Genomic DNA, 14110 nt, shown 5'->3' with positions numbered 1-14110 from the left:
TCCAGGTGATCGTCATGTGGTGGAGCAAAGGCAAGTCGCGGGTAACCGAGGGCGCACAAGCCCTGGCATCGCCAATGATCATGTCCCTGGAGCCGCGAATGCTGTTCGACGGTGCGGTGGCGGCGACGGTGGCCGATGCTGCGCAACCGGACGCCCATCCCACGGCCGATGCGGCCAAGACGCCTACGGCGGATCAGCCTGCCGACAACCATGCCCCGCAGGGACAGGTCGATGCCACCCAGGCCGCCGTGCCGGGCAAGTCCGTGGTGTTTGTCGATTCCCGGGTCAAGGATTCCGCCAGCCTGCTCGAAGGCATCGCGCCCGGCACCCAGGTGGTACAGCTGGACGCCAGCAAGGACGGCCTGCAACAAATCGCTGATTACCTGGACACCCACCAGGGCGTCAGCTCGATGCAGATCATTGCCCACGGTAACGCCGGTGACTTGTGGCTGGGCAACAGCTATCTGTCGGCGGACAACGTCCAGGCACGCAGCGAGGTGCTGGCGCAGATTGGCCAAGACATGAACGCTGGCGGCGATATCCTGATCTACGGTTGCTACACCGCTGAAGGTGATCGCGGGCTGAACTTTGTCGATTCATTGGCGCAGTTGACCGGCCGAGACGTGGCTGCGTCCAACGATCGCACCGGCCTTGGTGGTGATTGGGACCTGGAAATCGCCACCGGCAATATCGAGAGCGCCAACGCGCTCTCGGCCAATGCCATGAGCGAATACCAATGGGGCCTCGCCACCTGGACCGCTACCAACAACCTCAATACTGGCGTTGGTTCTTTGCGTGCAGCTTTGGCGTCTGCCCAGAACGGCGATATCGTGACGTTCAGTACCGGCATGACCATTTCGTTGACCCAAGTGCTGGACGTCAACAAGAACGTCACGATCGACGGCGACCTCAATAACGATAACGTGGCCGACGTTACCCTCGACGGAAATTACCGCACCCAGATCATCAACGTGACGGTCGGCACCACGGCGACCCTCGACGGCTTGGTGATTACCCGGGGCATGGCCGCCGGCAACGGTGGTAATGGTGGCGATGATGCGCTGGTGGCCAAGGGCGGCGGGATCTATAACGCCGGCACCTTGACCCTGAAGAATGTCACCGTCACCGCGAACGCCGCTTCGGGCGGTGGTGGCGGCGGCGGTGTGACGCCGCAATACGCCGGCGGCGCCGGTGGTGGCGGCGGTGCCATTGGCGTCGGTATCGGTGGGCGCGGCGGTGACACGCTCAACTCCACGGGTAACGCCGGCTCGGCTGGCCAGGGCGGCGCCGGTGGCGGCTTCTTCAATATCGGCGGCCGAGGTGGTTCTGCCACCGGCGGTGCTGGTGGTGCGGCTTACCCAGGCTACAGCACCGGTTCGGCCGGCGGCACCGCCAACAGTGGAGGTCTGTCCATTGGTGGCGGTGGCGGTGGCGACGGTTACAACGACATCGGCGGCGCCGGGGGCGGGGCTGTCGGCGGTATCTACAACGACACTGGCGCGACGCTGCGAGTCATTGGCAATTCGGTCATTTCCAGCAACGTCGGTGCGGGTGGCGGCGGTGGCGGTGGCGGTGCCGGTGGCGGTTACATCCAAGCGGGCGGCGCGGGCGGTGTCGGTGTCGGCGCCATCTGGAACAAGGGTTCGATCCTGATGACCGCCGCCAACTTTGCGGCCCTGGCCGGCAACGTCGGCGGCAGCGGCGTGGGCGGAACGAGTGCCGGCACCGCGGGTGTTACGCCGGGGTCGGTGGCCAACGTCTATGGTGACGGTGGCACCATTAACACCAACTATGTACCGGACGAGACACCTCCCACCGCGACGGTCGTGGTGGCCAATACCAGCCTGAACTCCGGCGGCACGTCGGCGGTGACCATCACCTTCTCCGAAGCCGTGACCGGACTCACCGCAGCGGACCTGACGGTGCAGAACGGCACAATCGGTACGTTGACCACCGGCGATGGCGGTATCACCTGGACCGGTACCCTGACAGCGGCAAGCAACATCTCCGATACCACTAACATCATCACCTTGAACAACACCGGAGTTGCGGACCTGGCCGGCAACGCTGGCGTGGGCACCACTGACTCGAACAACTACGTCGTCAACGACACTGTGGCGCCGACGGCGACGATCGTGGTGACCGACACAGCCCTCAAAAGTGGCGAAACGTCGCTGGTGACCATCACGTTCTCCGAGGCGGTGACCGGCTTCACCACCGCCGACCTGACGGTGGCCAACGGTACGCTCACCGGACTGAGTACCAGCGACGGCGGCATCACCTGGACCGCGACGTTGACACCGGACGCGGGCGTCACCGACAGCACCAACCTGGTGACACTGAGCAACACCGGTATCTCGGACTTGAGCGGCAACGCCGGTGTTGGCACCACCAATTCCAACAACTATGCCATCGACACCTTGCGCCCGACGGCCACGATCGTCGTGACCGACACGGCCTTGAGTGCCGGCGAAACCTCGCAGGTGACCATCACGTTCAACGAGGCGGTGACCGGCTTCACCACCGCCGACCTGACGGTCGCCAACGGCACGGTCACCGGTCTGAGCAGCAGCGACGGCGGCATTACCTGGACCGCGACGCTGACGCCGAGCGCCAGCACCAACGATGCCACCAACCTGATCACGCTGAACAACAGCGGCATCGCCGACGCTTCCGGCAACGCTGGCACCGGCACCACCGACTCGAACAACTACGCCATCGATACGCAACGTCCGACCGCCACGATCGTGGTGGCCGATACCGCGCTGAGCATCGGCGAAACCTCCTTGGTGACGATTACCTTCAGTGAGGCCGTGACCGGTTTCACCCTGGCCGACCTCACCGTTGCGAACGGCTCCTTGAGCGGTCTGAGCAGCAGCGACGGCGGCATCACCTGGACCGCGACGCTGACGCCAAGCGCCAGCATCAGCGATGCCACCAACCTCATCGTCCTGGCCAACACCGGCGTGCTGGATGCAGCGGGTAACACCGGTACGGGCACCACCAGTTCCAACAATTATGCCGTTGATACCCAACGTCCGACCGCCAGTATTGTCGTGGCCGATAACGCCCTGAGTATCGGTGAAACGTCGCTGGTGACCATCACCTTCAACGAGGCGGTGACCAGCTTCACCAGCGCCGACCTGACGGTCGCCAACGGCACGCTCACCGGCCTAAGCAGCGGCGATGGCGGCATCACCTGGACCGCGACGCTCACCCCGAGCGCCAGCACCAGCGACACCACCAACCTCATCACCCTGGATAACACCGGCGTGAATGACGCGGCAGGCAACGCCGGCGCCGGAACCACCGACTCCAACAACTACGCCATCGACACCGCGCGCCCAACCGCGACCGTCGTCGTCGCCGACACGGCAGTCGCCATCGGCGAAACGTCGTTGGTGACCATCACGTTCAACGAGGCGGTAACCGGCTTCACCCTGGCGGACCTGACGGTTGCCAATGGCAGCCTGAGCGGGCTCAGCACCAGCGACAACATTACCTACACTGCGACGTTCACCCCGAGCATTGGGGTTACCGACGCCTCCAACTTGATCACCCTGAACAACGGTGGGGTTGTGGATGGGGCGGGCAATGCCGGCAGCGGCACCACCGATTCGAACAACTACGGTGTCGACACACAGCGGCCGACCGCTACCATCGTGATTGCCGACACCGCGCTGAGCGTCGGCGAAACGTCGTTGGTGACCATCACGTTCTCCGAGGCGGTGAGCGGTTTCGACAACTCGGACCTGAGCGTCGCCAACGGCACCTTGAGCGCGGTCAGCAGCAGCGACGGCGGCATCACCTGGACCGCCACCTTCACCCCGGCGCTTGGCGTCAGCGACACATCCAACGTCATCGTCCTGAACAACACCGGCGTCAGTGATGGGGCGGGCAACACAGGATCCGGCACCACCAGCTCCAACAACTACCAAGTCGACACCAACGTTCCAACGGCGACCATCGTGATTGCCGATAGCACGTTGGGGATCGGCGAGACGACAGTGGTCACCGTGACCTTCAACTCGGCGGTCAGCGGTTTCGACAATTCGGACCTGACCGTCAGCAATGGCACGCTCGGCACCATGGGCAGCACCGATGGCGGCGTCACCTGGACGGCCACGTTCACACCGAGCGCCAGCATTTCCGATACCACCAATGTGATCACGCTGGACAATACCGGGCTGATCAACGGCGCGGGCAACGCAGGCGTTGGCACCACCGATTCCAACAACTACGTGGTCGACACCGTGCGACCCACCGCGACCATCGTCGTGGCGGACACGGCCATGGCCGCCGGCGAAACCTCGTTGGTCACCATTACGTTCGCAGAACCTGTGACCGGCTTCACCCTGGCCGACCTGACCGTTGCCAATGGCGTGTTGAGTGGGCTGAGCACCAGCGACAACATCACCTTCACTGCAACGTTCACCCCCGCCGCCGGTATCGTCGACAGCAGCAACCTGATCACGCTCAATAGTGGCGGGGTGGTCGATACGGCCGGCAACGCCAACGTCGGCACCACCGACTCGAACAACTACGCCGTCGATACCCAACTGCCGACCGCTACCATTGTGATGGCCGATACCAGCCTCAGTGTTGGCGAAACCTCACTGGTGACCATCACCTTCAGCGAGGCGGTGACGGGCTTTTCCAATGCTGACCTGAGCGTGGTCAACGGTACCCTGAGCGCCGTCAGCAGCAGTGACGGCGGCATTACCTGGACGGCGGTCTTTACCCCGACCCTCGGCGTGCGAGACGCGACCAACCTGATTGTGCTGGACAACACCGGCGTGAGCGACGCGGCGGGCAACGCCGGTACCGGTACCACCACTTCCTTCAACTATGCCGTCGATACCCAGGTGCCGACCGCTACCATCGTGGTGGCTGATACGGCCTTGAGCATCGGCGAAACCTCGCTGGTGACCATCACGTTCAACGAGGCGGTGAGTGGTTTCGACAATGCGGACCTGACCGTCAGCAACGGCACGCTGAGTAACGTGGGCAGCACCGATGGCGGCGTCACCTGGACGGCGACGTTCACGCCGAGCGCCAGCATTTCCGATACCAGTAACCTGATCACCCTGGACAACACCGGCTTGATCAACGGCGCGGGTAACGCGGGCGTCGGCACCACCGATTCCAACAACTATGCCATCGACACCGTGCGTCCCACCGCGACCATCGTCGTCGCTGACACGGCTATTGCCGCGGGCGAAACCTCGCTGGTGACCATCACGTTCAACGAAGCTGTGACAGGTTTCACCGATGCCGACCTGACTGTCGCCAACGGTACGCTCAGCGGGCTGAGCAGCAGCGACGGGGGCATTACCTGGACCGCGACCTTCACGCCGTCCGCAGGTATCAGCGACACCAGCAACGTGATTACCCTGGCCAACGGCGGTGTCGCCGACCTGGCGGGCAATGCCGGCAGTGGCACCACCGACTCCAACAATTACGCCCTCGATACCGCACGCCCGACCGCCACCATCGTGCTGAGCGATTCGGTGTTGAAACCGGGTGAAACCGCCCAGGTCACCATTACCTTCTCCGAGGCGGTGACCGGCTTCAGCAACGCCGACTTGAGTGTTGCCAACGGCACCCTGAGCGCGGTCAGCAGCAGCGACGGCGGCTTGACCTGGACGGCAACGTTCACGCCAACCCTGGGGATAACCGATGCGACCAACCTGATTACCCTGGACAATACCGGGGTGAGCGATGCAGCCGGCAACACCGGGGCAGGCACAACCGATTCGGCCAATTACGCGGTCGAGACGCGGGTGCCCACGGCCACCATCTTAGTCGCCGACAGCGCACTCAAGGCAGGGGAAACCTCGCTGGTGACCATCACGTTCTCCGAAGCGGTCAGCGGTTTTGACAATACCGACCTGAGCGTGAACAACGGCACGCTGAGCAATGTGAGCAGCACCGATGGCGGGGTCACCTGGACAGCCACCTTCACGCCGACGGCCAGCATCACCGACACCAGCAACCTGATCAGCCTGGACACCAGCGGTGTTATCAACGCCTCGGGCAACAGCGGTGTCGGTGTGGTGAACTCCAATAACTACGCCATCGACACGATTCGCCCGGGCGCCACTATTACGCTTGGCGACACCACCCTGGGCATCGGCCAGAGCACTACCGTGACCATCAGCTTCACCGAGGCGGTATCCGGTTTCGACCTGTCGGATCTGAGCGTCGCCAATGGTGTGCTGTCCAACCTTGCCAGCAGCGACGGCGGGCTGACCTGGACGGCAACGCTGACACCGACGGCGGGTGTCAACGACGCCACCAACCTGATTCTGCTTGATGCCAGCAATGTGCAGGACCTGGCTGGCAATGCGGGCGCAGGTATCGCGATCTCCGCCAACTACGCACTCGACGCCACCCGGCCGAGCGCCACCATCGTGGTTGCCAATCCGAGTCTGAGCGTAGGGCAGTCGACCCAGGTGACCTTCACCTTCAGCGAAGCGGTGACGGATTTCGACTTGTCGGACCTCAGCGTCACCAACGGCGAACTGACCAACCTGACCAGCAGCGACGGCGGCAAGACCTGGACTGCGACGTTCACGCCAACGGCAAACCTCACCGATCCGAGCAACTTCATCGCCCTAGACACCCGTAACGTCAGTGACGCTTCGGGCAACGCCGGCGCCAGCGTGGCGGTCTCCAACAATTACGCAATCGACACCGTCGTGCCTAACGACGTGAAACCACCGCCGGACTTCCTCACATCGGACCCGATCACGGTCATTCCACCGTCCGAGGTGCCGCTGCAACCGGTCGTCTTCACCCCTCCCACGGGCAACCTTGGCTCGCCGTTGGGCTTCCCACCGCTGTTCGAACAACGGGACGTCGGCGGTGGCCTGAAGCCGATAGGGGATATTTTCATCAACCGCGGCCAACTGGCGCCGAGCTATATCGCCCAGGTGTTCAGCACCGACGCCGCCGGCGATGGTTCAGGCCAGGGGTTCCTGGGCTTTGGTGGGGGCGATGGAGGGGTGTTCGGCAGCAGCACGCTTTCGACGCTGTTCAACCAGGACTCCGCTTCCGAGGGCGAATCGATGGACGCCTTCGGCAACCAGTCGATCCAGAGCGGCGATGTTTCCCAAGGGCTGCGCGGGATGTTCGGCGCGCCAACCCTGGGCCAGCAACTGCAACACCTCAAGGACACTGAACAGCGTCAGGTCGACAGCCTGGCAACCGCGTTACGACAGGTCGGCATCAGCCAAGTGCAGGCCTGAATTCTAAAAATATTGGGGCAGCCAGGGGCAGTACAGGGAATGAATAGAAGTCAGAAGTTATTCGGTATGAGTCTGCTGGCGTTGGTGGTCAGTGGGTGCGCGGTCACCAGCGAGCCGATCGATCGCAGCGTCAGCGAACAGCGCGGCCGAACCGATCTGCAGAATATGTACAAGGGCCAGGAGCCTCTCAGCGGCCCGCTGACCTTGCACCAGGCCATGGCCCGTGCGGTGAAGTACAACCTTGAAGGCCGCTTGAAGATCATGGAGGAGGCCCTGGCCAAGCGTCAGCTGGACCTGGCCAGTTTCGACATGCTGCCGCGCATGGCCTTGGATGCTGGCTATGTGGGCCGCAACAACGTCAATGCTTCCAGCAGCCAGAGTGTTGAAACCGGCACCCAGTCCCTGGAGCCGTCGACTTCCCAAGACCGCGACCGTGAGGTGGCGGACCTGACCATGGTCTGGAACGTCCTCGACTTCGGCGTGAGTTATATCAGTGCCAAACAGGCCGGTGACCAACGGCTGATCGTGCAGGAGCGCCGGCGCAAGGTCATCAACACCATCGTTCAGGACGTGCGTTCGGCGTACTGGCGAGCCATGGCCGCCGAGCGCCTGCTCAAGCAGATCGACAGCCTGATGGCGCGGGTCGAGACGGCGCGTGGCAACAGCCAGAGCATGAGCGAGCAGCGCATCGGCGACCCGGTGCAGGCGCTGGGTTACCAGCGTTCGCTGATCCAGGCCACCCGCCAGCTCGAAGAACAGCGCCGGGCGCTGTCCCTGGCCAAGACCGAACTGGCGACCCTGATCAACCTGCCCCTGGGCACCGATCTGACCCTGGCGACCCAGGATGAATACGAAATCCCGGAACTCAAAGTCGACCTGGCCCGCCTCGAACAGGAAGCCTTGGCCAGCCGTCCGGAGCTGCGCGAGCAGGACTACCAGACGCGCATCACTGCCGCTGAAACCCGCAAGGCCATGCTGCGTTTGCTGCCGGGCCTGGAGTTTTCCGCTGGCGGACACTACGACAGCAACTCGTTCCTGGTAGAGCAGGGCTGGGCCGACTACGGCGTGAAAGTCACCTGGAACCTGTTCAACGTGATCTCTGCCCCGGCGGCCATCGACGTGGCCAAGGCCGGTGAAGAAGTGGCGACGGCACGGCGCCAGGCGATGTCCATCGCGGTGCTGGCGCAGTTGTATGTCGCCAATGCCAACTACCGTGAAGCCTTGCGCCAGTTCAAGACAAGCCAGCAGCTGTCGGACATCGATGGGCAGATTGTGGGTCAGCTGCGCAGCCGTCACCAGGCTGCGGGCATCGGTGAACTGGATTTGATCCAGGGTGAGTTGAACACGTTGCAGGCTGACCTGCGCCGCGACCTGGCCTACGCCGACCTGCGCAATGCCTACGGGCAGATCTTCGCCAGCGCCGGCCTCGACCCGCTGCCAAACGAAGTGCAATCGACCCAAGTGCAGTCGATCGCCACGGCGCTGGCAAACCGTGAAGCAGCCTGGGCCCAGGGCGATATCACGTTGCCGAAGACAGCCGCAGTGACTCAATAACCGGGCGCAGGCATGACGCGCCCGGTCTGTTCCCGGCTGCCGGTGGCGGTGAACCTGCCGCTGCTGTTGCAGGCATTGGCAGCCATTGAAGACGAGCGCTGGCAGGGGCATTTCAACAGCGCCTATTACAGCGGCGACTGGAGCGGCGTGGCGCTGATCTCGGCGGCCGACGCCTTGACCGAACTGTCCCCGGGAAATGGTCAGCCTGTGCATCGTGCGCCTTGGCTGCAAGATAGTCGCTGGCAGGAGGCGTTGTGCGATTGGCCCCTGGCTGTGGTCTCGGCCCGGCTGTTGCGGCTGGGGCCCGGCGGCTGCATTCATGAGCATCGCGATTATGACCTCGGCGGGCCGGACGCCGACCTGCGCCTGCACGTTCCACTGCTCAGCCCGCCGGATGTGGATTTCTGGCTGGACGGACAACGGATTCCGATGACGGCGGGCGAGTGCTGGTTTCTCGACCTGTCGCGGCCTCATCGAGTGGCTAACCGCAGTGCCCAGGCTCGGATTCACCTGGTCTTGGATTGCCGTCCCGGACCATGGCTGGAACAGCAGATTGCCGAGGGGCTGCCGACCACGCCCACCCCAGGTGCCGGGCCAAGCGACCTGGCCCGTTTTCAGCAACGCGTAGAAGCCGATCCATCACTCGCACGGACCCTGCAAAGCCTGCACGAGCTGGAGGCGTTCGTTGAGTGCGCCATCGCGCTGGGTGCCGGACAAGGCTTGCACTTCACTCGGGAAGAATTACGGGCGGCCATGCGCAACGGCCGTCGCCAGTGGAGTGACCAATGGAAGGCTTGAGTCTGGACGGCTGGCTGCCGATCCGTGTCTGGCAAGAGGCCGGAGAGTGGCGTGTCGATTGGTGCTGGTTCGGTCAGGCGCGATTGTCGCAACCGTTCTTCGGCGACGCCGTGGAAGACGCCCTGCGCCTGCCCTTCAACCAGGTGTTTCGCCGCCAGACGCCGTTGAGCTACCTTGTCCGCTGGCAGCAACGAAGCCCGGGCCTGACACCCAGCGCATTCATTTTTCATGCTTCGCGTTGCGGCTCGACTTTGATCAGCCAGATGCTGGCGCAACTGGACGACCATATCGTTTTGTCCGAACCGCCCCCGCTGGATACGCTGCTGCGCGGCGACCTTCCAGCCACTGAACGCTGCCTGGCGCTCAGGGGATTGCTATCCGCCTATGGGCAGCGCCGTCGAGGCACGGAGCAACGGTTGGTGGTCAAGCTCGACGCCTGGAACATCGGTGAACTGCCGCTGTTGCGCGAGTGCTTTCCCGACACGCCCTGGCTGTTGTTGTACCGTGACCCGTTGGAAATCGCAGTCTCCCATCTGCGCCGGCCCGGCATGCACATGGTGCCGGGAATGATTGGCGCGAGCGTACTGGACGATGGGTTGCCGTTCAGCGGCCAGGAGGACTTCATCCCGCGACGCCTGGGCCGGCTGCTGCACTCGGGGCTGGAGCATTGCCAGGCCTTTGCCGGGGTTGCTGTGAACTACACCGAACTGCCCGAGGCGATGGCGGGCAGGCTCGCGACCTTTTTTGGCCTGGATGACGAACAAACCCGACAAGCGTTCGCCAGGGTGGAGCGCCATGCCAAGCAACCGATGCAGGTGTTTGCTGGCGATAGCGAGGACAAGCGCCGGGAGGCCTCGGCGTTATTGCGCGAGCGGGTCATGCAATGGGCGCAAGGGCCTTACGAGGCGCTTGAAACGCTGAGGATCTGTTGAGCACACATTTTGTGGCGAGGGAGCTTGCTCCCGCTCGGTTGCGCAGCGACCGCAAGATCTGGGGCTGCTGCGCAGCCCAGCGGGAGCAAGCTCCCTCGCCACAGGCGGCGGTGTCGTTTTTTTGGTGGGCATCACGACTTGTTGGCGGACAACTCCGCCATCCCCTTGAGGAGCTCGATCGGCAGCGGGAAGACGATGGTGGAAGTCTTGTCCCCGGCAATCGCCCCCAATGTCTGCATGTAGCGCAACTGCATCGCGCCTGGCTGGCGGCCAAGCATTTCGGCGGCTTGCATGAGTTTTTCCGAGGCTTGCAGCTCGCCTTCGGCATGGATCACCTTGGCCCGGCGTTCGCGCTCGGCTTCGGCTTGTCGGGCGATGGCGCGGATCATCGACTCGTTGAGGTCCACATGCTTGATCTCGACATTCGCCACCTTGATGCCCCAGGCATCGGTCTGGGCATCGAGCACTTGCTGGATGTCACTGTTCAGTTGCTCGCGCTCGGCCAGCAGTTGGTCCAGGTCGTGTTTACCGAGCACGGCGCGCAAAGTGGTCTGGGCCAGTTGGCTGGTGGCCATGAGGAAGTTTTCCACCTGGATGATTGCCTTCTGCGGGTCGAGCACGCGGAAATACAGCACTGCGTTGACCTTCACCGAGACGTTGTCCCGGGTAATCACGTCCTGGGGCGGCACGTCGAGCACAATGGTGCGCAGGTCGACGCGGATCATCTGCTGTACCACAGGAATCAACAGGATCAGCCCTGGCCCCTTGACCTGCCAGAACCGGCCGAGTTGGAACACCACCGCGCGCTCGTATTCGCGCAGGATCCGGAACGTCGATGCCGCCAGCGCGATCACCAGCAGCAACAGCATCGTAAAACCGATTTGCATACCCATTTCAGACTCCTTGCGAATCAGCGGGGGCCACTTCCAGCAGCAAGCCCTTGCGGGCGATGACCCGCACCGCCTGCCCGGGTCGCATCGGCGTGGCGCTTGCCACCTGCCAGCGCTCGCCTTCCAACTGGACCCAGCCGTGATGATTGTCCGCCTGCAACGCGGTGACCGCCGTGACGTTGCCCACTAGCGTGGCGTCGCCGCTGACGGACTGGCGCGGTCGGGTTTTCAACGCGCGGACCAACAGGACAATCAGCAGCAACGCGCTGATCAGGCCCAGGCCGATCATCAGGGGAACCGGTACGTCGGCGTTGGTCAGGATGACCGCGCCAATCACACACAGGACAATGCCACCCAGCCCCGCAACCCCGTAATTGGGCAGGGCCGCCTCGAAGACCAGTAGGGTCGCGCCCACGGCGATCAGCCAGAACCCGAGGGGATCGGTGCCTGGCAGCATGAAACCATCGGCGCCGAGCACAGGTCCGCTGATCGCCAGCAGCGCAACCGTCAACCAGTGAATGTTCACAGGACCCTCCGCAACGTGTATTCGTCGGGATGTTATTCAAAGTCTAGTCGAGGTATGGGTTGATTGAATTTTGATCAGTCTGGCGGTCATTCAGGGCTAGACTGCGGGAAAGAACCCAACCCCCCGTCTTATACTCAGGAGCCTCGCATGGAATCTCCGATTCACAACCTGCCCGCGCTGTTCAAACAATTGGGCTTGTCTGATGATGCCGCTGATATCGACAAATTCATCGCGGTCCATTCCCCCCTCAAGCCTGAACTTCACTTGGCCGATGCGTTTTTCTGGAGCGAGGGCCAGCGGCAATTGCTGCAGGACGAAATCCTCGAAGATGCGGACTGGGCGGAAGTGATAGATCAGTTGGATGTTTTGTTGCGTAAGGGACGCAGCGAGTAAGACCGGTGCAATACCAGTGGGAGCGAGCAAGCACACTCCCACAGAGATATCTTGTTATTCGTTTTAGGTATTAACAAATAGCTTCTTATTCCTTAAACAATATAACTCTCCTCCCTATACTGGTCCGGGAACAGACACGCAGGAGAGCACCCATGCGCAACGAATCCATTCGCTACCTGATTGTGCCGGGCTGGCAAGGATCGCCGGAAAATCATTGGCAAACCCACTGGCAGAACAGCCTGCCCAACAGTGCCAGGGTCGAACAGGCCGACTGGTTGACGCCCCGGCGCGAGGATTGGGTCGCGGCATTGGCCGAAGCCGTTGCCGCCGACAGCACGCCAGTGATCCTGATTGCCCATAGCCTGGGCTGCATCACCGTTGCCCATTGGGCCGCCACGGCGCCCGTGCAGTTTTTGCGGCAGGTGCGTGGGGCGTTGCTGGTAGCGCCGGCCGATGTCGAGCGGCCGGCCTGCGCGCCTGCGTTGCGCAACTTCGCGCCGATACCGGCCAATTTGCTGCCGTTCCCAAGCCAGGTGGTCAGTTCCGACAACGACGCCGCCGTGAGCGCCCCGCGAGCCCTGGAATTGGCGCGCAACTGGGGGGCCGAGGCGGGGATCCTGGCCGGGGCGGGACATATCAATGTGAAATCCGGCCACCAGCGCTGGGAACAAGGCTTCGCTTATCTCTATCGTCTACAAAATCGCATGGAGCATCACGCTCTGCGACGCGCCTGAATACGCCCTTGGAATGTAGTGCCCTCCCGTCACCCGGCGGTTTGGGGCGGGAGTCTGCCATGAGTTTGCATGAAACCTTTGGTCAGCCATTGCTGACTTTTCCCGATGCGGAAAAAAGCCCTTTGAGCATTCGCGCCAAGGCGCTGGTGTTCGTCGACCCACGCTCGCGGCAACTGCGCCAAGAGCTGGAGCAACTGGCGCCGCGCGCGGTCTCGGTGCTGATACGCGGCGAAACCGGCAGCGGCAAGGAGCTGCTTGCCCGGCACATCCACCGCGAAAGTGACCGCGGTGGGCTGTTTGTCTCGGTCAATTGCGGCGCGATCAGTCCGACCTACGCCGACGCCGAACTGTTCGGCTACGCGGCCGGCAATTACAGCGGCTCGGCCAGCAGCCGTGCCGGTTGGTTCGGCTCCGCCAACGGCGGCACGCTTTATCTGGATGAAATCGGCGACTTGCCGCTGCCGATCCAGATCAAATTGCTGGCGGCCCTGGAAAACCATGAAGTCACCCGCGTCGGTGCCCACCAGCCCAGCCCGGTGGACGTCCGCCTGGTCGCGGCCACCAGCATCGATCTGGCGCAAGCGGTGGCCGCCGGCAAATTTCACGAGCGCCTCTTCCATTATCTCGGCGAAGGCCGCCTCGAGTTGCCGGCCCTGCGTGAGCGGGTGGGCGATATCCTGTCCCTGGCGGAATATTTCCTGGGCATCTATAGCCAGCGCCTCGGCCTGGCTGTGCCGTTGATCAGCGAGGCGGCCCAGCGTGCCCTTGAACGACACAGTTGGCCGGGCAATACCCGGGAGCTGGAAAATGTCATCCACTTCGCGTTGCTGGTAAGCAGCGGTGACGAGATTTTGCCGGAGCATTTGAATCTGCCGCTCCAGCCTTCGGTGTCGGAACTGATCGAGCAGCAGGTCGCGCAGGTCATTGCAGCGGGATCGGAGGGTGAGCGTGCGGCCCTTAAAGCGCTGCTCAGTCGATTGGGCTCGACGTTGTAGGCGGCTGCCACCAAAAAGCCGGCCTCGCTATATGAGCA

At 63.1% G+C, this 14110-nt stretch carries 9 protein-coding genes; 7 read left to right on the top strand and 2 right to left on the bottom strand.

Annotated features, from left to right (window positions below; all coding sequences use genetic code 11):
- Positions 1–14 precede the first annotated feature (14 nt).
- From PFLQ2_RS00990 to PFLQ2_RS01005, 4 genes are read left to right on the top strand one after another with little or no spacing between them, the layout of a single operon-like run.
- Positions 15–7250: an Ig-like domain-containing protein gene (locus PFLQ2_RS00990; protein WP_003186897.1), complete on the top strand. Its 7236-nt coding sequence runs from the start codon at positions 15–17 to the stop codon at positions 7248–7250.
- A 39-nt stretch (positions 7251–7289) separates the two neighbouring features.
- Entirely contained in the window at positions 7290–8804 is a 1515-nt protein-coding gene (locus tag PFLQ2_RS00995; protein WP_003186895.1) for a TolC family protein, read from the top strand.
- Between the two features lie 12 nt (positions 8805–8816).
- Positions 8817–9602: an aspartyl/asparaginyl beta-hydroxylase domain-containing protein gene (locus PFLQ2_RS01000; RefSeq protein WP_003186894.1), complete on the top strand. Its 786-nt coding sequence runs from the start codon at positions 8817–8819 to the stop codon at positions 9600–9602.
- Positions 9590–10534 (top strand): sulfotransferase family protein, encoded by a 945-nt coding sequence (locus PFLQ2_RS01005; protein ID WP_003186893.1) that lies wholly within the window; start codon positions 9590–9592, stop codon positions 10532–10534. The genes PFLQ2_RS01000 and PFLQ2_RS01005 overlap by 13 nt, the downstream gene beginning before the upstream one ends.
- 131 nt (positions 10535–10665) lie before the next feature.
- Here the strand turns inward: PFLQ2_RS01005 and PFLQ2_RS01010 are convergent, their stop codons facing one another.
- A complete protein-coding gene (locus PFLQ2_RS01010; RefSeq protein WP_003186892.1) occupies positions 10666–11427 on the bottom strand; it encodes a slipin family protein in 762 nt (253 codons plus the stop codon).
- Between the two features lies 1 nt (position 11428).
- On the bottom strand, positions 11429–11950 hold the full coding sequence (locus PFLQ2_RS01015) for an NfeD family protein (protein WP_003186891.1): 522 nt from the start codon (positions 11948–11950) through the stop codon (positions 11429–11431).
- Positions 11951–12097: 147 nt separating this feature from the next.
- On the opposite strand from PFLQ2_RS01015, the gene PFLQ2_RS01020 reads away from it, so the two are divergent.
- The 3 genes from PFLQ2_RS01020 to PFLQ2_RS01030 all read left to right on the top strand — a co-directional run bounded on the left by PFLQ2_RS01020 (position 12098) and on the right by PFLQ2_RS01030 (position 14072).
- On the top strand, positions 12098–12343 hold the full coding sequence (locus tag PFLQ2_RS01020) for a DUF2789 domain-containing protein (RefSeq protein WP_003186890.1): 246 nt from the start codon (positions 12098–12100) through the stop codon (positions 12341–12343).
- Between the two features lie 152 nt (positions 12344–12495).
- Positions 12496–13077 carry an alpha/beta hydrolase gene (locus PFLQ2_RS01025; RefSeq protein ID WP_003186889.1) on the top strand — a complete coding sequence of 194 codons (582 nt, stop codon included), beginning with the start codon at positions 12496–12498 and terminating at the stop codon, positions 13075–13077.
- A 59-nt stretch (positions 13078–13136) separates the two neighbouring features.
- Positions 13137–14072 carry a sigma 54-interacting transcriptional regulator gene (locus tag PFLQ2_RS01030; protein WP_003186888.1) on the top strand — a complete coding sequence of 312 codons (936 nt, stop codon included), beginning with the start codon at positions 13137–13139 and terminating at the stop codon, positions 14070–14072.
- The last annotated feature ends 38 nt before the right edge of the window (positions 14073–14110 follow it).

The organism is Pseudomonas fluorescens Q2-87 (genome assembly GCF_000281895.1).
In the GTDB taxonomy this organism is placed as follows: Bacteria; Pseudomonadota; Gammaproteobacteria; order Pseudomonadales; family Pseudomonadaceae; genus Aquipseudomonas; species Aquipseudomonas fluorescens_S.
This window is presented reverse-complemented; position numbering and strand designations above follow the sequence as displayed.

What these genes read in the sequence shown, in the direction of transcription:
- PFLQ2_RS00990 (WP_003186897.1), top strand. Translation starts at nt 15, where the DNA reads ATGTGGTGGAGCAAAGGCAAGTCGCGGGTAACCGAGGGCGCACAAGCC.
- PFLQ2_RS00995 (WP_003186895.1), top strand. Translation starts at nt 7,290, where the DNA reads ATGAATAGAAGTCAGAAGTTATTCGGTATGAGTCTGCTGGCGTTGGTG.
- PFLQ2_RS01000 (WP_003186894.1), top strand. Translation starts at nt 8,817, where the DNA reads ATGACGCGCCCGGTCTGTTCCCGGCTGCCGGTGGCGGTGAACCTGCCG.
- PFLQ2_RS01005 (WP_003186893.1), top strand. Translation starts at nt 9,590, where the DNA reads ATGGAAGGCTTGAGTCTGGACGGCTGGCTGCCGATCCGTGTCTGGCAA.
- PFLQ2_RS01010 (WP_003186892.1), bottom strand. Translation starts at nt 11,427, where the DNA reads ATGGGTATGCAAATCGGTTTTACGATGCTGTTGCTGCTGGTGATCGCG.
- PFLQ2_RS01020 (WP_003186890.1), top strand. Translation starts at nt 12,098, where the DNA reads ATGGAATCTCCGATTCACAACCTGCCCGCGCTGTTCAAACAATTGGGC.
- PFLQ2_RS01025 (WP_003186889.1), top strand. Translation starts at nt 12,496, where the DNA reads ATGCGCAACGAATCCATTCGCTACCTGATTGTGCCGGGCTGGCAAGGA.
- PFLQ2_RS01030 (WP_003186888.1), top strand. Translation starts at nt 13,137, where the DNA reads ATGAGTTTGCATGAAACCTTTGGTCAGCCATTGCTGACTTTTCCCGAT.